This is a genomic window from Micromonospora sp. HNM0581, from assembly GCF_012726175.1.
Taxonomy (GTDB): domain Bacteria; phylum Actinomycetota; class Actinomycetes; order Mycobacteriales; family Micromonosporaceae; genus Micromonospora.
Genome location: NZ_JAASAD010000003.1, coordinates 190,472 through 209,450, shown reverse-complemented (window position 1 = coordinate 209,450; position 18,979 = coordinate 190,472). Strand labels below are relative to the sequence as shown.

Sequence of the window (18,979 nt, the reverse complement as noted above, 5' to 3'; positions counted from 1 at the left end):
GTCACATCGTCCGCCCAGCTGATCGCGTCAGCCGCACTGTCGAAGTCCGGGGTCATTGCGAACCTGCGCCGGTCCGTGTGTTCTCCGAGTGTGCGCCTGCTTGTCCGCCGTCGGCCGGTACGGTCGCCTGTTCGCCTTCGTCGTGCTGGTCGTCTGCCCGGTCGCCTTCGACGCGCTGATCGTCGGGCTGATCCTGCTCGGGCTGATCCCCCTCGTCCTGAGGGGATCGTGCGACAAGCCGGGTCAGGGCACCGTTGGTGAGGGTTGCGCCGAGCGCGGAGCCGGTGGCGATCGTCCAGCCGACCGGTCCCAGCGGGGTGCAGCCGAAGAACTGACTCAAACCGGGGGTCTGCACCACCGCAGCCAGCACACCGAAGGACGCGGCGGTGGAGACGAGCACCGTCGCACTGGTGCCGCCGGCCAGTACCGTCTGACCGAGTTGGGTGCCGACCAGGGATACCAGGGCGACGGTTCCGGCACGTCGACGGGTGCCGGTGTAACGGGCGAGCATCCAGCCCGTGGTCGCACCGAGGGTGGTGGCTGCGGCCCGCAACCCGATCTCCCGGGTCATGGTCTGGCCCAGTGAGCTGTCCGGACCTTCGCGGAGCAGCCCGTCGGCGTGGTCCCCGCTGGGCGGACGCACCGCGATGGCCAGCGCAGGCGCCATGTCCGTGAGCAGGTTGACCAGTAGCAGTTGTCGCCCGTTGAGGGCGGCCCGGCCGGTGGCGGCGGCAGTGAGCACACTGAAGGCGATCTCGCCGAGGTTGCCGCCGACGAGGATGCTCAACGCGTGGCGTACCGAGGACCACATCGCCCGTCCTTCGACCAGGGTGGCGATGATGGTTTCCAGCCGGTCGTCGGTGACGACCAGGTCGGCCGCGGCGCGCGCCGCCGGGGTGCCCCGTTGACCGAGGGCGATTCCGACGTCGGCCAACCGGATGGCAGGGGCGTCGTTGGCGCCGTCACCGGTCATCGCGACGGTACGTCCGCACTTCTGCAGCGCCTGGATGATGCGTACCTTGTGCGCTGGGGTGCAGCGGGCGACCACATCGGTGCCGGCCAGCCGCTCGGCGAGGGTGTTGTCGTCGATCTGGTCAAGTTCGGTGGCGGTGACCACCCGCTGAGCCACTCCGTCGCTGATGGTGGCGGCGATCGCCTCGGCGGTCGCCGGATGGTCACCAGTGATCATGATGGTGTGTACACCTGCCTGACGGATCCGGTGGACGGCCGGCGCAGCGCTGGCGCGTACCCCGTCGGCGATGGCCAGGAAGCCTGTGAAGACCATGCCGCGTACGCCCTCGTCGGTGAGGTCCGGGTCGGTGACGGTGCATTCGGCGACGGCGAGGATCCGGTGCCCGGCACCAGCCCGCTCGCCCAACAACCGGTGCAGTTCGGCACGCCCGGCGTCGTCGAGCGGCTCGTCGCGGCCGGCGACACGGTTCGCGGCACAGCGGGGTAGGACTGCCTCCGGTGCACCCTTCACACTGAGCAGCAATCCGCCGTCGGTCTGCCCGACGCTGGCGTGGTACCCGCGCGACGGTTCAAACGGCAGACCACCGGCAGCCCGCCAGCCGGGTGCCCCGTCCTCTTCGGTGACTTCGGCGGAGCGGGCGCCCCGCAGCACCGCCCGGTCGGTCTGCATGGAGAGTTCCTCAGGGTCGTCGGCCGCCGGGGTGGCACGCAACGCCGCCGCCAGGGTGCGTCGCAGCCGGTCGTCGAGGTGTTTGATTGAGGCGTACGAGTTGGCGTCGCCCACCCCGGCCAGCATCAGGTGCCCTTCGGTGAGGGTGCCGGTTTTGTCGAAGCAGAGCACGTCGACCCTGCCCAGTGCCTCGATGGTGCGCGGATTGCGGACCAGCGCGCCGTGTTCGGCAAGCCGCCGGGCCGCCGCCAGTTGCGCGGCGCTGACCAGGAACGGCAGCCCTTCCGGCACCGACGCGACGGCCAGGTTCGCGGCGGTCGCGGCCGTCTGGGCAAGTGGTACGCCCCGCAGCAGCCCGGCACCCGCCACCGCGACAGCCGAACCGGCGGCCAGCGGAATCGCTGTTCGGGTCAGCCGCCCCAGGCGGGCCTCGACCCCGCTGTCCGGTGGAGCCTGCCTGGCGAGGGCGAGGCTCCGTCCCGCCTCGGTGTCGGTGCCGGTGGCCACGACCACGGCATCGCCACGGCCGGCGGCGACACTGGTCCCCTCGTAGACCATGGAGGAGCGTTCAGCCACGGCAGCGGCGATCACCGGTTGGTTGGTCTTGGTTACCGGCAGCGACTCTCCGGTGAGTGAGGACTCGTCGGCCTCCAGCCCGACGGAGGTCAACACCCGGCAGTCGGCGGGTACGGCGTCACCGGATTCGAGCACGATCACGTCGCCGGGGACGAGTTCGTGGGCGGGTATCACCCGTTCGACCCCGTCGCGACGGACCCGGGCGGTCACTGCGGATCGGGACAGCAACTCGGCAAGTGACCTCTCGGTGTTGCGTTGATGTACGGCGCCGACCAGTGCGGACGCACCGACGACCCCGCCGACCAGGGCGGCGTCGACAAGCGATCCGAAGCTGGCGGAGAGCACCGCCCCGGCGGCGAGCACGGGGGTGAGCGGGTTGGCGAGTTCGTCGACGAAGGCGCGGAGCAGCCCACCGGGTCCGGCGGCCTCACCTGGACGGCCGGCCTGCCGCCGTTGGGCCTCCAAATCGGTCAACCCGCTGTGGCCCGTACCGAGCTGGTCGATGACGGTGGTCACTGGCATCAGATGCCAGGCCGTGATCGCAGGTGCGGGTGCAGTGGTCCCCCCGCTCAGCCGACCGGCCCGCCACACACCGTGGGCGAAGGCCAGCGCCGCCGCGCCGTTGACTGAGGCGAGCGTACGGCCGGGCAGCAGGGCCGGGTCGGCGGTGAAGGCACCCAGCGCGCCGAGTCCGGTGCCGGCCAGGCCGATCCGCAGATTCTGCGCGGCCATCCGCCGGGCTACCCCGGCCGCTTCGATGATCAGGGCGACGACCCGCAGGTCGGTGCCGACAAGCAGGTGCGCACCCCACGGCGGTGAATCGACCGGGTCGGCGAAGCCCAGCCCGCAGTCCGCGGCGGCGAGCGCGGAGCGGTCGCCTGATACGAGCATCACCACCGCACCCTCCCGTTGCAGGGCGCGCACCGTATCGGTGAGTTGGTCCTGGCCGGGCATCAACGCGTCGGCGCAGGCATGCCGTAGCGGGTCGCCGCCCGCCACGACGAGTCGTAGACCGGCCTGTCGGGCGACGGCTGGTAGGGCTTCTACGCCGGGTGCCGGCTCGGGTTCCACCCGCAGCACGGCTGCGAGGGCGCCTGCCCGGGCCAAGCCGAGCAGGGTGCCGCCACGTTCACGGAGTCTTCGGCTGTCGTCGGTGTCACCGGGGTCGCCTACGTCGAGCTGGTCCAGTGGGCCGAGCCGCCAACCGTCGAGCTGGTGTACGTCGTTCGGCGCGGCCGGTTCGAAGAGGGTGAACGCCTGGGCAGCAACGTGGGAGGTGTCGACGCCGGGCAGCGGGGCGAGATCGGCGAGGACACCTCGTTCGGAGCCGACTATCCGGGCGTCCAGGACCAGTGTGTCGATGCGGTCGAGTTCCCGGAGCACGCTGCGGTCCATCGCTATGACGCCGCGTCGGGCGAGGATCCGGCCGAGTTGGGCCGCGTAGCCCTCGCGCCCGCTGCCCGGGGCCTTGGGCAGCGCGGACAGACCGAGAGCGGCGGCACGTTTCGGGCCGACCACTGGCGTCGCCGCCGCGAAGGCGGCAGCGCCGCCGGTGAGCATCTGGTTGACGTACCGCTCGACGGACCCGTCAGGTTTCGGGCAGGGTCGCTCTTGGTCGGAGGTACGGGCGACGGCACGGTCCGCTTCACCGGTGAGCCGGGGTTCGGCTTTCTCCCAGGCCCGCAACTGGGCCAGCCCTTCGCCCCACTGCACGATCCGCTGTGCGCCGTCGAGCACTATCCCCGTCCAGCCCCCGGTGAGGCCTTGCACCACTGCCTCGGCGAGGGGGAAGAGCAGATCGGCGCGGGGATCGCGGCGTAGTCCCAGACCGGCGAGGGTGTGCAGCTTCGGGTGCAGGTCGATGGCGCTGAGCAGACCGGAGATCTCACCGGGGACCGGGGTGACGGGCAGGATCCGGGTGGCTGCGGAGATGGTCAGGCCGAGCGCGTCGGAGGCCAGGGCGCCGAGGGTACGCGGGGTCCGTGGTCCTTCCTCGGGTGGGTGTGGCGGTGGGATCTCCGGGTCCGGTTCGTGTGGGCAGGTGCGTTCGACCCGGGCGATGGTGGCGACCAGTTCGCGGACCTTCGGTCCCGGTGTGTCGACCGCCACGACTACCCGACCGGATGGCGCGTTCACCCGTGCCCAGGTGACTCCGGGCATCCGTTGCAGCGCGGTCTCGACCTGGCGGGCGAGGGTGTCGCCGCCGTCCTGGCAGACGCCGTGAACCTCGATGTGGTGCCGGCCGGGGCGGGACCACACCCGCCGGCTGGTCAGCCCGGCCGCTCGGGCGAGTCGGGTCGCGGTGGCACCGACACGGCGGGAGGCGGCTTCCACCACCGGAGGTACTCCGACGGCGCCAAACCGCATTTTGCCTCCTACCGTTCGTGTCCGGCGGCCTGGCTTCCCGGCCGGACGTCCCTTATGCCCCTCGGAGCTGGGAAAAGTTTCCGGCTCGGCCGGGCATGGACGGCTGCGGCGGAGGAATCCGTGGTGGGCGTGATCGCTGTGGGGAGGGCGAGATGAGTTCGTTGACACGACAGCTCAGTGGGACCCGGGAGACGGTGCAGGCGTTCACCCGCCGGGTCGAAGTGCCGTGGCTGGGGGAGGTGGCGGTTCCGCCGCCGGACAAGCTCACGTATTACGCCGGGATCGGTGTACTGACCGCGCTCCAGGTGATCGAGTGGCCCTTGGCGCTGGTCATCACGGCCGGGCATCTGTTGGCCGACCAGCACCTGTCCGGCCTGGCCAAAGGGTTGGGGGGGCGCTGGAGTCCGCGTGAGGTAGGTCGGCCCCGGTGTCCGTCGGCGCGCTCACGACCAGGGCTTTCCACCCAGTTTCAGCGGCCGGTGAGCTCGTCGGGTTGCTCCGGGTCGGAGCGCCGGTCGGCGGACCTGGGTCGACTACCTGTCCGACACGTACGAGCGAACAGCGACGCGATGGCACCTGCTCGGGTTCACGTCCGCCCTACCGTCGAGCCATGCTCACGTTCGTCATCACCAGCCTCCTGTACGTCTGCGGGTTCGTCTTCCTCTACGGGGTGATCCGACTCGCGGTGCGGCACGCCCTGGAGGACGTCGAGGTGCGACGCATCCAGGCCGTCCGGGCGGAGGAGATGGCTGCCTCCCGGGACCGGGCGATGCTGGAGCGGCACGGCTTCCTGACCACCGAGGGCTGAGTGTCCGATGCCCCGCCGGTCGGATGCCAGGACGCCGTCCAGGCACCGTCGGCGTCCCCGGAGACCGCACCGGATGCGACGATCACAGGCGTGATGGGAACGCTGAAGACCGAGCCTGCCCTTACCCGTACCGATCTGCTGGCGCCGCCGGTCGCCGCCGCGCTCGCCCAGTGGCCGGCAGACTCGCCGGTGGGCGTCGACGAGGTGTTTGTCGCACCGATCGACGCTCAACTCGCCGACACGGCCGAGTTCTGTGCCGCGTACGCCGTCGGGTTGGACGAGTCGGCCAACTGCGTGGTGGTGGCCGGCAAACGCGAGGGGGTGACCCGGTACGCGGCCTGCCTGGTGCTCGCCACCACCAGGGCGGACGTGAACGGGGTGGCCCGGCGGGCGCTCGACGTCCGCAAGGCGAGCTTCGCGCCGATGGCCGACGCGGTCGAGTTGACCGGCATGGAGTACGGAGGGATCACGCCGATCGGGCTGCCGTTGCAGTGGCCGATCCTGGTCGACACGCGGGTGGTGGCCATGCCGTACGTGGTTGTCGGTTCGGGTGTTCGACACAGCAAGCTCGCGTTGCCGGGTGCGGCGCTGGCCGCGCTGCCCGGAGCCCGGGTGGTGGAGGGCCTTGCCAGGCCGGCCTAACCGTCGATCAACTTCGATGTCGTTGCACGTGAAACATCGACGACTGTCGTGCGGGGTCAGCCCGTCCGCTCGCGGACCTGCCGCTTGAGTCGGGCGAGGATGGCGGTGCCGCCGCGTACCCGGAGCGGGCTGATCGCCTGAGTCAGGCCCATCCGTTGGTAGAGGTCGTCGGGAACGGCTAGAACCTGCTCCGGGGTGGCACCGGCCAGCCCTTCGGCGAGGATGCCGGCGAACGCCCGGGTGGTGGGTGCTTCGGGCGGACAGTCGAAGAGGGTGTCGACGGTGCCCTCTGACGTCACTTCGACGCGCAGGAAGAACGGGGTCTGACACTCCACGACCTGTTCCATCCCCGCACTGCCGGGATGCCCGGCGGGCAGCGGCGGCACGGCGTCGGAGAATTCGAGCAGCATCTCCAGTACCACGTCACGGGGTGCTCCGGCGAACTCCTCGACGATCTCGGCCAGCTTGCTCGGCATCTCGGGCATCCCGCCAGGCTACCGGCTCGGCCGGTGGGCCGGGTCGAGCGTTGGGTGGGCGCCTTGCTCTACCGGAGGAGTCTGGGAGGTGCCCTTCCCTACACCGTCGGTGAGTGCTGGCTGATCTCGCTGAGGGCCGACGTGGGGTCGAGCTGCATCGCGAGGTCACCGAGGGAGACGATGCCTACCAGCTTCCGCTCGTTGTCGCAGACGAGGACGCGCCGAATACCACGTTCGCGCATCAGTGACGCGGCCTCGCCCGCAGTGCAGAACTGTTCGATCATGACGACCTCGCGGGTGACGACCGTACCGATCGTGGTGGCGTTCGCACTGGCATTCTCCGCCACGGCGCGTACCACGATGTCGCGGTCGGTCAGGATGCCGGCCAGGTTGGCGCCGTCGGTGACCACGACGTCACCGATGTCGGCCTCCTTCATCACCCTGGCCGCCTCATCGAGGGTGGTCTCCGCCGGCAGGTAGATCACCTGCCTGGTCATCACGTCCGCGACCCGGTAACCGGTCATGAGAGCCCTCCAGGGTGACAGTTGAGCTGATCGCAGTGCGGTACCCCCGTCACCTGACGGTTACACCACGTCCCCACCTGACAGTTTCTCGACCAGGGCCGCCACGGTCAGCTCAGTGCACTCCCCGGTCACCCGGTCGCGTAGCTCGACGTACCCGTCGGCCAGGCGTCGCCCGACCACCACGACGCGTGGGGCTCGCCACCGGCGACGCCGTTCAGCCGCGTCCCCTGGCCCGTGGAGCGTCGATGAGGTACACCACGTTCCCCGGCGCGGGGCACCACTTCCAGGTGGCCGATGCAAAACTTCCGGTGGTAGGCAGGGTTCCTTCCCTGTCCGGACGGCGGAGGGGTGAGCATTGCGCTGGCGTAGCTACGTCGCGGTCGGGGACAGCTTCACGGAGGGCCTGGACGACGCCTACCCGGACGGCAGTTTCCGAGGCTGGGCCGATCTGGTGGCTACCCGGCTCGCCGCCGACACCGGTCCCGACTTCGCGTACGCCAATCTGGCGATCCGGGGGCGGACCTTCCCGGGCGTGGTGGCCGAGCAGGTGCCGGCGGCGCTGGCGATGAAGCCCGATCTGATCAGCTTTGCGGCGGGCGGTAACGATGTGCTGCGGCGAAGTTTCGACCCGGACGCCTTGGTCTCCCGCTTCGACGAGGTGGTCGGCCGGTTGCGTAGCAGCGGCGCCGACGTGCTGCTGTTCCGGTTCGCCGACGTGATGTCGCGGCTGCCCGGCCAACGGCTGATCGCGCCCCGGGTCGCCCTGCTCAACCAGGCTGTGGGGGATACCGCAGAGCGGCACGGCGCCATCCTGGTCGACCTGCACGCCGACGATACGTACCTGAACCCGATGCTGTGGAGCACCGACCGGTTGCACCTTTCTGCGGCCGGGCACCGCCGCGTCGCCGGCCAGGTGTTGACCGCGCTCGGTGTCGGTTGCGACGAGGAGTGGCTGCTCGTTCCGCCGCACCCTGCGCCCACCCCGTGGCTTTCCGCCCGCACCGCCGATCTGCGGTGGGCCGGTCAACACCTGGCTCCCTGGATCAGGCGCCGACTGACCGGCCGATCCTCCGGCGACACCCGCACCGCCAAACGTCCCACCCTCACCTCGCTCCCACCTGCACCCCCGACGCGTTGACCGCACGTTTTCCCGTCGACGGTGGAGGCTGGGTAGACCGATGCTTCCCGCTCGACGGGAACACGTTCGGGTGGGCGGAGCGCGGCGTACCTTGGGGACCATGTCTGTGCCGAACGATCCCGATCCCCGTCTCCAGTCGTACGCGGACCCGCAGCGACTGGTCACCACCGACTGGCTGGCAGAGCACCTGGGCGACGACGGTCTCGTGGTCGTCGAGTCCGACGAGGACGTGCTCCTCTACGACAGCGGTCACATCCCGGGAGCTGTCAAGGTCGACTGGCATCTGGAGCTGAACGACCAGGTGACCCGGGACTACCTGGACGCCGAACGGTTCGCCGAGCTGTGTGCCGCCAAGGGCATCGGCCGGGACGACACGGTCGTCTTCTACGGCGACAACTTCAACTGGTGGGCCGCGTACGCCCTCTGGGTTTTCACGCTTTTCGGTCACCAGGATGTGCGCCTGCTCGACGGCGGCCGGCAGAAGTGGATCGCCGAGGGGCGGGAGTTGACCCGTGACAAGCCGAACCGGTCCCGGGCCGACTATCCGGTCCCGCAGCGCGACGACGCGCCGGTGCGGGCGTTCCGTGAGGAGGTGTCGGCGCACGTCGACGCCGGCCGGCCGTTGGTCGACGTGCGGTCGCCGGGAGAGTACACCGGCGAGATGCTGCACATGCCGGACTACCCGCAGGAGGGTGCGCTGCGCGGCGGTCACGTCCCGGGCGCGGTGAGCAAGCCGTGGAAGTCGGCCGCCAACGACGACGGCACCTTCAAGTCAGCTGACGAGCTGCGGGGCATCTACGCCGACCAGCTCGGGCTGACGCCGGAGGACGACGTGATCGCGTACTGCCGGATCGGCGAACGGTCCAGCCACACCTGGTTTGTACTGCGGCACCTGCTGGGCTACCCGAAGGTGCGCAACTACGACGGATCCTGGACCGAGTGGGGCAACCTGGTCCGCGCTCCCGTCGTCCAGGGCCCTGACCCGAGGTGACCCGCTCCTGACCTGGACGGGCGCTGCAGCATCGATGTGCCTGTCCAGGTCGGGCGCGCCACCTGCGCGGGGCGCACCTGTGCCACGCCTGACATCGGTGTTGCCGCCGGTGTGGCGCCGACTCGCGCTGCGCCCTCGGCGGCCTCGGCCGACGTTTGACGTGAGGTTCGTTTCCCGGCAGTCGGACCGGCGGGTAACCACGATCCGTGCTGACGACGCTCGGGTCTACGCTGGCCCGGTGACGGTGGAGCAGCAGGCCCGGGACGCAACCGGCCGGGCCACAGGGGCGAGACGACGCCGATCCCGCAAAGACGAGATTCTTGAGATCGCGGTGGGTCTTTTTGCCGCTCGTGGCTACCACGGCGTGTCGATGGACGACATCGGCGCGGCTGCCGGGGTGACCGGTCCGGCGCTCTACCATCACTTCGCCGGCAAGGAGGCGATGTTGGTCGCCGCGTTGACGCCGGTCAGCGAAGGTCTGCTCGATGGCGGGCGGCAACGCCGAGCGGCCCATCCCGGCGACCCGCGGGCCGCGTTGGAGTCGCTGATCGACTTCCACGTCGACTTCGCACTCGCCAACCCGGCTGTCATCGCCTTGCACCTGCACGAGCTGGACCGGCTGCCGGAGGAGCCCCGGCGGCACATCCGTCGACTTCAGCGGCTCTACGTCGAGGAGTGGGTGACCGTGCTCACCGCCCTGCACCCGGGGTTGCCCGACGGTGAGGCGCGGGTGCTGGCGCACGCCGCGTTCGGCCTGATGAACTCCACCCCGTTCCTCGGTGGCGAGGTCGATCACAGGCGTCGGGCCGAGCTGCTGCGCGCCGCAACGCTTGCCGCGCTGCTCGCTCCCACGCAGCCCGCCTGATCCACGCCGTCTGATCCGTCCTGCTGGCGGTGCTCCATCACATCTGGCTCGCTGTCACCCTTCCTTACTTTCGGGCGGCGTGGTTCGCTAGCACGCGATCCCACCATCTGGACGCGGAGGAAGCATGATCGAGTCGCTGCTGGTCGCCAACCGGGGCGAGATCGCCCGCCGGATCATCCGTACCGCCCGGCGGCTCGGGGTGCGGGCGATCGCGGTCCACTCGGAGGCCGACGCCGACCTGCCGTTCGTCGCCGAGGCCGACGAGGCTGTCTGTGTCGGGCCGGCCAACCCGGCACAGAGTTACCGGAACACCGGGGCGATCCTCGCCGCGGCGCGGTTGACCGGCGCGCAGGCAGTTCACCCCGGCTACGGCTTCCTGTCGGAGAACGCCGATTTCGCCCGTGACGTCGAGGCCGGCGGGCTGATCTGGGTGGGTCCGGGCGCGGAGGCGATAAGCGCGATGGGCGACAAGATCAATGCGCGGAACCTGATGGCGGGGGCCGGTGTGCCGGTGGCGGCCGGGACCACCGAGCCGGCGGCCGACCTGGCGGCGGCGGTTGCGGCGGCGGAGCAGATCGGCTACCCGGTGATGGTGAAGGCTGCCGCCGGTGGCGGGGGCATGGGTATGGGTGTGGCCGTCGACGAGGCTGCGTTGCGCACCGAGTACGACAAGGTGCGGGTCTTCGCGGAGCGGATGTTCGGCGACGGTTCGGTGCTGCTGGAACGTTTCTTCCCCCGGGTGCGGCACGTCGAGGTGCAGATTCTCGGCCTGGCCGACGGTCGGGTGCTGGCGTTGGGCGAGCGGGAGTGCTCGGTGCAGCGGCGTAACCAGAAGCTTGTGGAGGAGTCACCCTCCCCGGCGGTTTCACCGGAACTACGCTCCCGCCTGCTGGCCGCTGCGGTGCGCGCGGGCGAGGCGGTCGACTATCGCAACGCCGGTACTGTCGAGTGCCTACTCGATCCGGCCACCGGCGAGTTCTTCTTCCTGGAGATGAACACCCGGCTTCAGGTCGAGCACCCGGTGACGGAGCTGGTGTACGGCATCGACCTGGTGGAGGAGCAGCTGCGGGTTGCTGCCGGCCTGCCACCGACCTTCGACCCGGATGGCGTGACCGCGCGCGGTCACGCCATCGAGCTACGGGTCAACGCCGAGGATCCGAAGCGGTTCCTGCCCGGCCCGGGGACGATCAGCACCTGGGTGGAGCCGGCCGGCGAGGGAGTACGGGTCGACTCCGGTTATGTCCAGGGCAACACCGTCACCCCGTTCTACGACAGCTTGATGGCGAAACTGATCGTGCACGGCCGGGACCGGAGCGAGGCTATTCTCCGAGCCCGTGAGGCGGTGGCTGCCTTCGAACTGGCCGGTCCGAAGAACAATCTGCCGTTCTTCGCCGAGCTGCTGGGGAACCAGGAGTTCCTCTCCGGCGATTACGACACCGCGATCGTGTCCCGCCTGCGCTGACCGTCGATCCGGCGGTCGGGCCGACCGGTACGCCGGATTCGGCCCGACCGCCGGATCGACGGCTCCGATGGTGCGCGTGACATGCTGGGGTTGTCAGCGACAGGTGAGTGTCACAGCGAGGTGACCGCATGGCGGAGATGCCGACGTACGTGTCCATTCGTGAGGTCGGGCCGCGCGACGGTTTGCAGAACGAGACACCGATCCCGACCGACGCCAAGGTGCGGCTGCTCGACGCGCTCTCGGGCACCGGTGTGCGTCGGATCGAGGCGGTGTCGTTCGTGCATCCCCGGGCTGTTCCGCAGATGGCCGACGCCGACGAGGTGTGGCGACGGGCCCAGCGGGTGGACGGGGTGCGGTACTCGGCGCTGGTGCCGAACACGCGCGGCGCGCAGCGTGCCCTGGCGGCCGGCTTCACCGAGATCGAGGTGGTCGTCTCGGCCAGCGACACGCACAACCGGCGCAACGTCAACCGTTCCACCGACGAGTCGCTCGACGACATCGCCGCGTTGGTCGACCTGCTGCACGGTGCCGGTGCCCGCGCCGAGGTGATCGTCGCGACCAGTTTCGGCTGCCCGTATGAAGGCGACATCGATCCGGCGCGGGTGGCCGCCATCGTGGACCGGGTGGTCCGCGACGGCGCCGACCGGGTGGCGTTCGGTGACACCACCGGGATGGGTACGCCCCGACGGGTCCGCGACCTGCTCACCGCCGTACGCGACCGCGATGCCGACGTCCCGGTGCTGCTGCACTTCCACAACACCCGCGGGACCGCGTTGGCCAATCTGCTGACTGCCATGGAACTCGGCGTCACCGAGTTCGACGCCAGTGTCGGCGGGTTGGGTGGCTGTCCGTACGCGCCCGGGGCCAGCGGCAACCTGGCCACCGAGGAGGCGGTGCACATGCTGCACGACATGGGTGTCGACACCGGGATCGATCTGGACGCCCTGATCGAGGTCGCCGAGCTGGCCGAGCACCTGACTGCCCGCACACTTCCCTCCGGCGTCCTCCGCGCCGGCCCCCGTACCCGACTGACTTCCCACTGACCACCCACCTCACCCCCCACCCAGAGCCGGTTGATCATGATGTTGGCGGCAGGGTTGATCTTCGAAACTGCCGCCAACCTCATGATCGACGCTGAGGATTCGGGGTGGTGCGGGGGTGGGTGGGGGTGGGGTAGCCTAACGATCGTTCAGGTTGCTTGGAGTGGGGAGCCGCGATGACGCTCGACGGTGAGGCGCTGGAGCAGCTGCGCAAACGAGTTCGTGCCGGCGGCGCGGAGAAGTACCACGCGGCGAACGCGGCCAAGGGCAAGCTGTTCGCGCGGGAGCGGATCGCGCTACTCGTCGACGAGGGCAGCTTCGTCGAGGACGGCCTCTACGCCAATGCCCTCGCAGACGGGCTACCGGCCGACGGTGTGGTCACCGGCTCGGCCACCATCGACGGCCGGCCGGTCTGCCTGATGGCCAACGATTCCACGGTCAAAGCCGGCAGCTGGGGTGCCCGTACCGTCGAGAAGATCATTCGGATCATCGAGCGGGCCTACGACACCGGCGTACCGATGGTCTACCTGGTCGACTCGGCGGGTGCCCGGATCACCGACCAGGTCGACCTGTTCCCCGGGCGGCGTGGCGCCGGGAAGATCTTCTGGAACCAGGTCCGTGCCTCCGGCTCGATTCCCCAGGTCTGCGCGTTGTTCGGTCCCAGCGCGGCCGGCGGCGCGTACATTCCGGCGTTCTGCGACGTGGTCGCCATGGTCGAGGGCAACGCCAGCATGTATCTCGGCTCGGACCGGATGGTCGAGATGGTCACCGGTGAGAAGACCACCCTCGAAGCGATGGGTGGGGCACGGGTGCACTGCGCCGAGTCCGGCGTGGGGCACTTCCTCTGCAGGACCGAGACCGAGGCGCTCGACGTGGTGAAGCGTTACCTGTCGTACCTGCCGGGCAACTGGACGCAGCAGCCACCCACCGCCCCCGCCGTCGGAGCGTCGGCCAAGGTGGACCTTGCCGCGCTGGTGCCGGCGAGCGAGCGCCAGGCGTTCGACATGCGGCGGTACGTCAAGGGCCTACTCGACGAGGACAGCTTCTTCGAGATCCAGGCGCTGTGGGCCAAGGAACTGACCGTCGGCTTCGGGCGGCTGCACGGCGAGGTCGTCGGTGTGATCGGCAACAACTCGATGTTCAAGGGTGGGGTGCTCTTCGTCGACTCGGCCGACAAGGCGACCCGCTTCGTGCAGCTCTGCGACGCGTTCAACGTGCCGCTGCTGTTCCTCAGTGACGTGCCCGGCTTCATGGTCGGCAGCGCGGTGGAGAAGCAGGGCATCATCCGGCACGGTGCGAAGATGATCACCGCTGTCTCGGAGGCGACCGTACCCAAGATCTGCGTGGTGGTTCGCAAGGCGTACGGCGCTGGCCTGTACGCCATGGCCGGGCCAGGCTTCGAGCCGGACGCCACGATTGCACTGCCCACCGCCAAGATCGCGGTAATGGGCGCGGAGGCCGCCGTCAATGCGGTGTACGCCAACAAGATCGCCGCGATCGAGGACGACACCGAGCGGGCCGCGTTCGTCGCCGCCCGTCGCGAGGAGTACGAGCGGGACATCGACATCGTCCGGCTCGCCAGTGAACTGGTGGTCGACGCGATCGTCGAGCCGCAGGAACTGCGTGCCGAACTGGTGCGCCGGTTCGGCGCCGCCCGCAGCAAACAGCGGCACTTCTCCCGGCGACGGCACGGCGTCACCCCGGTCTGAGTCGCCCGTCCCGGCACCAGCACGTACCCGTCCCGGCGTCACGAGCGGCCGACGGGTCGTCCACACAGGAGGAACCCGATGGACTTCCGGCTCACCGAGGAACACGAGGCGCTGCGGGACAGCGTGCGGGACTTTGCCCGCGAGGTGGTCGCACCGGTCATCGCCGAGCACTACGAGCAGCACACCTTCCCGTACGAGATTATTCGTCAGATGGGCAAGATGGGGCTGTTCGGCCTGCCCTTCGCCGAGGAGCACGGCGGCATGGGCGGCGACTTCTTCGCTCTCTGCCTGGCGCTGGAGGAACTGGCCCGGGTCGACTCGAGTGTGGCGATCACCTTGGAGGCGGCGGTGTCGCTCGGCGCGATGCCGATCTACCGGTTCGGGACGGACGAGCAGCAGGCCCGGTGGCTGCCGAGGCTGCTCAGCGGCGAGGCGCTGGCCGGGTTCGGGCTGACCGAGCCGGGGTTCGGCTCGGACGCGGGCGGCACCGAGACCCGGGCGGTACTGGACGCCACGACCGGTGAATGGGTCATCAACGGATCGAAGGCGTTCATCACGAACTCCGGCACCGACATCACCGCTCTGGTCACCGTCACCGCCGTCACCGGTACCCGGCCGGACGGGTCCAAGGAACTGTCCTCGATCATCGTGCCGAGCGGGACGCCCGGCTTCACCGTGGCGCCCGGCTACTCCAAGGTCGGTTGGACCGCCTCGGACACCCACGAGCTGACCTTCGACGACTGTCGGGTGCCGGCGGAGAATCTGCTCGGTGAGCGCGGCCGGGGTTTCGCCCAGTTCCTCCGCATCCTCGACGAGGGGCGGATCGCCATCGCCGCGTTGGCTGTGGGGCTCGCCCAGGGCTGCGTCGACGAGTCGATCAAATATGCGAAGGAGCGCCATGCCTTCGGGCAGCCGATCGGCAACTACCAGGCGATCCAGTTCAAGATCGCAGACATGGAGACGAAGGCGTACACCGCTCGGCTCGCGTACTACGACGCCGCCGCCCGGATGCTGGCTGGTGAGCCGTTCAAGCGGCAGGCGGCGATCGCCAAGCTGCACGCGAGCACCGTTGCGGTGGACAACGCCCGAGAGGCGACGCAGATCCACGGTGGATACGGCTTCATGAACGAGTACCCGGTGGCCCGGTTCTGGCGGGACGCCAAGATTCTGGAGATCGGTGAGGGTACCTCCGAGGTGCAGCGCATGATCATTGCCCGCGACCTGGGGATGTGAGCCAGAGGCGGGTTCCTGGCCGGCTCCGCCGGTGCCGGCCAGGAACGCCCTGCCGGTCCCATCGACTGTCGTAGGCCCACTGCGGTGACAGGCGGCTGTGGGTACGGCGTCGTCGGGTGGCTGACGATCCCGTATCCGATGTCGGTGCTGGCCCGTATTGTCCGTGCTCATGGCTCCCGGGCATGATCGTCAACTCGGTCCGTCGCACGCGGGTCTCTCGGAGCTGTTGCGGGCACATCGGTTGGCTGCCGGCGCCACCCAGGCTGAGCTGGCTACCCGTGCCGGAGTCGGGGTACGGACGGTCCGCGAGTTGGAACGTGGCCGTTCCGTCCGACCGCAACGCACCACTGTCGAACTGCTCGCCGGGGCGCTCGGGCTGACCGGCCCCGCCCGCGCGACATTCCTGGCCGCCGCCCGGGGTAACGGCCCGGCGGCGGCTCGGCCCGGGGTGCAGTCGCCACTGGGACTGCCACCACCACCGGAGCTGGTCGGCCGGGAACACGACGTCGCGGAACTGACCAGCCAGTTGACCGATCCGCGTAGTCCCCGGGTGGTCAGCCTGGTGGGGTTGGCCGGGGTTGGTAAGACGGCGCTGGCGCTCGCGGCGGTGCACGCCGCCGCTCCGGCCTGTCCCGGCGGTGTCGCCGGTGTGCTGACCGGTGCCGGGTCGGACGAGGCCGACGTGCTCGCCGCCGTGCTGACCGTCTTCGGTGTGGCCCGGGTCACCGAGCTGGCCGCGCGGCTCGGTGACCGTCGGGCGTTGCTGCTTGTGGACGCCGTGGAACGGTCACCTGACCCGGTGGCCGGTACGCTGCGACGGCTCGTCGCCGCAGCGCCGTCGCTGCGGGTGCTGGTCACCGGTCGACATCCGGTCGGGCTGCCAGGCGAGTGGGTGCGCCCGGTGTCACCGTTGGAGGTGCCGCCGCCGGGCGACGCGGACCTGGCCGCCCTCTCGGGATACCCGGCCGTCACGTTGTTCACCCGGCGACTGGCCCAGGTACGGCGGGAACCCCCGGCTGACGCCGAGTTGCCGGCACTTGCCGCACTGGTACGTCGGCTGGGTGGGTTGCCGCTGGCCATCGAGCTGATGGCGGCGCGCGGTCGACTGCTCGACCTCACCGAGCTGCTCGACCGGTACGGCGACCGGGTCCTGGATCTGGACACCTCGGCGCACAGCGGATGGGATGCGCGGCCACCGGGCGAGGAGGCCCGCACGTCGGTGGTGGAGACCCTGCGCGACGCGGTGGCCACGAGTTACCGGCTGCTCGCTGTCGAGGAACGGGCGGCGCTGCGCCAGCTCGCCGCCTTCAGCAACCGGTGGTCGGTGGAGCTGGCAGAGGAGATGCTCGCCGGTACCGGCGTCGATCCGGTGCCGCTGCTGAACCGCTTCCTGGATCTCGGGCTGCTGAGCGTACGAGGTGGTGGATCGCTCCGGTTCCGGCTCGTCGACGCCGTTCGGGACTACGCCGTCGAGCAGGCGTCAGGCGCCGGTGAGTCGACGGTGATCCGACGGCGGCACGCCCGGGTGGTGACTCGGCTTGTGGAGCGGTGCGGAGCAGGGTGGACGGGTTCCGGTGCCAACGCTGCGGCGCACCGTCTCGACGAGGTCACCGGCGACATCAGCTCGGCACTGATGTACGCGGCGGTCGACGATCCCTTGACCGCGTTGCGCCTCGCGGTGAGTCTGCCCCGGTGGTGGCGGCTCCGCGGGCGGGACGTGACCGGCCGGCAGTGGCTGCTTCGCCTGCTTGCCGATCCGCGTACTGCCGACGCCGACGCGGGCCTGCGCGCACGGGCCGCGATCGGTGTGGCGATGCTGGCCGGGGAGCATGGTGCGGCCGCGACCGAGCTGCCGACGGCCCGCGCGGCGTTGGCGGAGTTCCGTCAGCTCGGCGACGTGCCGGGCGAGTTGGAGGCACGGACGGTGCTGGGTGTCCTGCTGGCGATGACCGGACGTCCGGCCCTTGCGCGGGAGCAGGCGGAGGCGGTGCTGGCGGTGGCCACCGAGCATGGCCTGACCTGCCAGATGGCGATCGCGCAGCATCAGCTGGCGTGGCACGAGATCAGACAGGGCGATCTTGCCGCGGCACGTCGCCGGCTCGCCGTGGTGGACCGGCTCGGTGGCCAGTGCGCGGAGCAGCAGCTGCGGATGCTGGCTCGGGGCACCGTGGCGGAGGTGTTCCGCCTGGAGGGCCGGTACTCCGACGCGGTCGACGAGGCTCGCCGGGCGTTGACGGCTGTCAGTGACCTAAGCACCCCGCGTGGTCGGCGTCAGGTGCTGGGGACACTGGGTCTGGCGCTCGCCCAGGACGGTCGGGCGGCTGAAGCTGTCGAGGTGCTCGCCGAGTTGCGCCCACTCGACGGCACTGGCGCTCTTGTCGAGGGGTACCTGGCAGTGCATCGGGGGGACCGGGAAGCCGCGGTGGAGTGGTTCGCGGCGGCGGCAGAGCCCGACGAGACCGGGCGGGACCGACGCACGGTGGTGGAGGCTCTGGTGGGTCTGGCGGTCAGCAGCTCCGACGCGGGCGTGCTCGATCGTCTGTCGGTGGCCTGCCGGGAGGGCGGCGTCCGGCTGCTGAGACACGAGGAGGAACTACTCTCCGCGCTGTCGGTGTCCCGCGACGGCTCGACAGCGGACGGGTGGTGAGGCTTCGCGCGGCCACCGGCGGCGGGGATGGCGCGGGCGAGGAAGCCCCCTGTTGACACCCCTCGCTCGTCGCCCGCGCCGGTGCCCCCGTTGCTGCGAGACTAGCGATGTGCTGCCGGCCGGCCCGTCCGGATTGAGTAGATACCGACGATTGATCTGGTGGTTCTGCCGGTCTTTCTGCCGCTGTCGTGACCCTCGTATGATCTCGGGCACACGCAGGGTCCGCGAGTTGTCGAGGGCGGTGGCGGCGCGGTGCGGCGGTGCGTCATCGGCCCGGTGGGTCGCCCGATCCGTGCGGTTCGGCCCCCTGCTCGTCGCAGTCGGCCGGTGCCTCACCCGGCGCGGTTGACCGGCTGCCGGCGGTCGCACCGGGGTGTACGGCATCACGTACCCGGCGCAGGCCGTCGAGCAGGGCGTCCAGTGCGGTCGGGTCGAGCTGCCCGGTGAACCAGTCTTCGATGAGCTGCAGATGCCCGGGCAGGCTCTCGTCGAGCCGGCGTAGACCGGCGGTCGTCATCACCGCGTACGAGCTGCGCCGGTCGGAGGGGCAGGCACGACGGGTGATCAGTCCGTCACGTTCCATCCGGTCCACGACCCGCGTGACGCCACTGGTGGACAGTGAGGTCTGGGCGGCGAGATCGGTCATCCGTAGCTGGTTGGCGGGTGATCTCGTGAGCCTGGTCAGCACCTCGAACTCGACAGGTGACAGACCGTGCTTCTCCAGCTGGGCGGCGAATCGGGCGGCCAGCCCGGCGTGCACCTCGAAGAGCAGGCCGACTGCCGTGATCCGAGGGTCGTCGAACGTGTTCGCTTCCACGGGTCCATCGTACCAATACTTGACAGAAGGAATATTGCTGAG

At 70.1% G+C, this 18,979-nt stretch carries 15 protein-coding genes and 1 pseudogene; 11 read left to right on the top strand and 5 right to left on the bottom strand.

Annotated features, from left to right (window positions below; genetic code table 11):
- Positions 1-52: 52 nt before the first annotated feature.
- On the bottom strand, positions 53-4,585 hold the full coding sequence (locus tag HCA58_RS06325) for a cation-translocating P-type ATPase (protein WP_169596816.1): 4,533 nt from the start codon (positions 4,583-4,585) through the stop codon (positions 53-55).
- A 95-nt stretch (positions 4,586-4,680) separates the two neighbouring features.
- Here HCA58_RS06325 and HCA58_RS23365 point away from each other — a divergent pair.
- The 3 genes and pseudogenes from HCA58_RS23365 to HCA58_RS06310 form a co-directional block, all read left to right on the top strand.
- Positions 4,681-4,977 (top strand): annotated as a pseudogene (locus tag HCA58_RS23365) (hypothetical protein); the annotation flags it as partial.
- Between the two features lie 218 nt (positions 4,978-5,195).
- Positions 5,196-5,393 (top strand): hypothetical protein, encoded by a 198-nt coding sequence (locus tag HCA58_RS06315; protein ID WP_169596815.1) that lies wholly within the window; start codon positions 5,196-5,198, stop codon positions 5,391-5,393.
- Between the two features lie 93 nt (positions 5,394-5,486).
- Positions 5,487-6,035, top strand: coding sequence for a YbaK/EbsC family protein (locus HCA58_RS06310; RefSeq protein ID WP_169596988.1), 549 nt, complete (start codon positions 5,487-5,489; stop codon positions 6,033-6,035).
- Between the two features lie 56 nt (positions 6,036-6,091).
- On the opposite strand, the gene HCA58_RS06305 is transcribed toward HCA58_RS06310, so the two are convergent.
- The 3 genes from HCA58_RS06305 to HCA58_RS23815 all read right to left on the bottom strand — a co-directional run bounded on the left by HCA58_RS06305 (position 6,092) and on the right by HCA58_RS23815 (position 7,218).
- Complete coding sequence (locus HCA58_RS06305; RefSeq protein ID WP_169596814.1) at positions 6,092-6,520, bottom strand: SufE family protein; 429 nt, start codon at positions 6,518-6,520, stop codon at positions 6,092-6,094.
- An 89-nt stretch (positions 6,521-6,609) separates the two neighbouring features.
- Positions 6,610-7,035 (bottom strand): CBS domain-containing protein, encoded by a 426-nt coding sequence (locus tag HCA58_RS06300; RefSeq protein ID WP_169596813.1) that lies wholly within the window; start codon positions 7,033-7,035, stop codon positions 6,610-6,612.
- A gap of 60 nt (positions 7,036-7,095) precedes the next feature.
- Positions 7,096-7,218 (bottom strand): hypothetical protein, encoded by a 123-nt coding sequence (locus HCA58_RS23815; RefSeq protein WP_277351210.1) that lies wholly within the window; start codon positions 7,216-7,218, stop codon positions 7,096-7,098.
- A 172-nt stretch (positions 7,219-7,390) separates the two neighbouring features.
- Here HCA58_RS23815 and HCA58_RS06295 point away from each other — a divergent pair, with 172 nt between their 5' ends.
- From HCA58_RS06295 to HCA58_RS06260, 8 genes are all read left to right on the top strand, one after another.
- Positions 7,391-8,173 carry an SGNH/GDSL hydrolase family protein gene (locus HCA58_RS06295; RefSeq protein WP_169596812.1) on the top strand — a complete coding sequence of 261 codons (783 nt, stop codon included), beginning with the start codon at positions 7,391-7,393 and terminating at the stop codon, positions 8,171-8,173.
- A 100-nt stretch (positions 8,174-8,273) separates the two neighbouring features.
- Positions 8,274-9,164 carry a sulfurtransferase gene (locus HCA58_RS06290; RefSeq protein WP_169596811.1) on the top strand — a complete coding sequence of 297 codons (891 nt, stop codon included), beginning with the start codon at positions 8,274-8,276 and terminating at the stop codon, positions 9,162-9,164.
- 238 nt (positions 9,165-9,402) lie between these two features.
- A complete protein-coding gene (locus HCA58_RS06285; RefSeq protein WP_169596810.1) occupies positions 9,403-10,029 on the top strand; it encodes a TetR/AcrR family transcriptional regulator in 627 nt (208 codons plus the stop codon).
- 124 nt (positions 10,030-10,153) lie between these two features.
- Complete coding sequence (locus tag HCA58_RS06280) at positions 10,154-11,491, top strand: biotin carboxylase N-terminal domain-containing protein (RefSeq protein ID WP_169596809.1); 1,338 nt, start codon at positions 10,154-10,156, stop codon at positions 11,489-11,491.
- Between the two features lie 128 nt (positions 11,492-11,619).
- Complete coding sequence (locus HCA58_RS06275) at positions 11,620-12,534, top strand: hydroxymethylglutaryl-CoA lyase (RefSeq protein WP_169596808.1); 915 nt, start codon at positions 11,620-11,622, stop codon at positions 12,532-12,534.
- Positions 12,535-12,707: 173 nt separating this feature from the next.
- Positions 12,708-14,240, top strand: a complete 1,533-nt coding sequence (locus HCA58_RS06270; RefSeq protein ID WP_169596807.1) for an acyl-CoA carboxylase subunit beta — start codon at positions 12,708-12,710, stop codon at positions 14,238-14,240.
- A gap of 78 nt (positions 14,241-14,318) precedes the next feature.
- Positions 14,319-15,473, top strand: a complete 1,155-nt coding sequence (locus HCA58_RS06265; protein WP_169596806.1) for an acyl-CoA dehydrogenase family protein — start codon at positions 14,319-14,321, stop codon at positions 15,471-15,473.
- A 169-nt stretch (positions 15,474-15,642) separates the two neighbouring features.
- A complete protein-coding gene (locus HCA58_RS06260) occupies positions 15,643-18,120 on the top strand; it encodes a helix-turn-helix domain-containing protein (protein ID WP_169596805.1) in 2,478 nt (825 codons plus the stop codon).
- A 265-nt stretch (positions 18,121-18,385) separates the two neighbouring features.
- On the opposite strand, the gene HCA58_RS06255 is transcribed toward HCA58_RS06260, so the two are convergent.
- A complete protein-coding gene (locus HCA58_RS06255) occupies positions 18,386-18,937 on the bottom strand; it encodes a MarR family transcriptional regulator (RefSeq protein ID WP_169596804.1) in 552 nt (183 codons plus the stop codon).
- Positions 18,938-18,979 lie beyond the last annotated feature (42 nt).

Bases quoted from the DNA above. Each gene is read 5' to 3' on its own strand.
- HCA58_RS06325 (WP_169596816.1), bottom strand. From the start codon at position 4,585: ATGCGGTTTGGCGCCGTCGGAGTACCTCCGGTGGTGGAAGCCGCCTCC.
- HCA58_RS06315 (WP_169596815.1), top strand. From the start codon at position 5,196: ATGCTCACGTTCGTCATCACCAGCCTCCTGTACGTCTGCGGGTTCGTC.
- HCA58_RS06310 (WP_169596988.1), top strand. From the start codon at position 5,487: ATGGGAACGCTGAAGACCGAGCCTGCCCTTACCCGTACCGATCTGCTG.
- HCA58_RS06305 (WP_169596814.1), bottom strand. From the start codon at position 6,520: ATGCCCGAGATGCCGAGCAAGCTGGCCGAGATCGTCGAGGAGTTCGCC.
- HCA58_RS06300 (WP_169596813.1), bottom strand. From the start codon at position 7,035: ATGACCGGTTACCGGGTCGCGGACGTGATGACCAGGCAGGTGATCTAC.
- HCA58_RS06290 (WP_169596811.1), top strand. From the start codon at position 8,274: ATGTCTGTGCCGAACGATCCCGATCCCCGTCTCCAGTCGTACGCGGAC.
- HCA58_RS06280 (WP_169596809.1), top strand. From the start codon at position 10,154: ATGATCGAGTCGCTGCTGGTCGCCAACCGGGGCGAGATCGCCCGCCGG.
- HCA58_RS06275 (WP_169596808.1), top strand. From the start codon at position 11,620: ATGGCGGAGATGCCGACGTACGTGTCCATTCGTGAGGTCGGGCCGCGC.
- HCA58_RS06270 (WP_169596807.1), top strand. From the start codon at position 12,708: ATGACGCTCGACGGTGAGGCGCTGGAGCAGCTGCGCAAACGAGTTCGT.
- HCA58_RS06265 (WP_169596806.1), top strand. From the start codon at position 14,319: ATGGACTTCCGGCTCACCGAGGAACACGAGGCGCTGCGGGACAGCGTG.
- HCA58_RS06260 (WP_169596805.1), top strand. From the start codon at position 15,643: ATGGCTCCCGGGCATGATCGTCAACTCGGTCCGTCGCACGCGGGTCTC.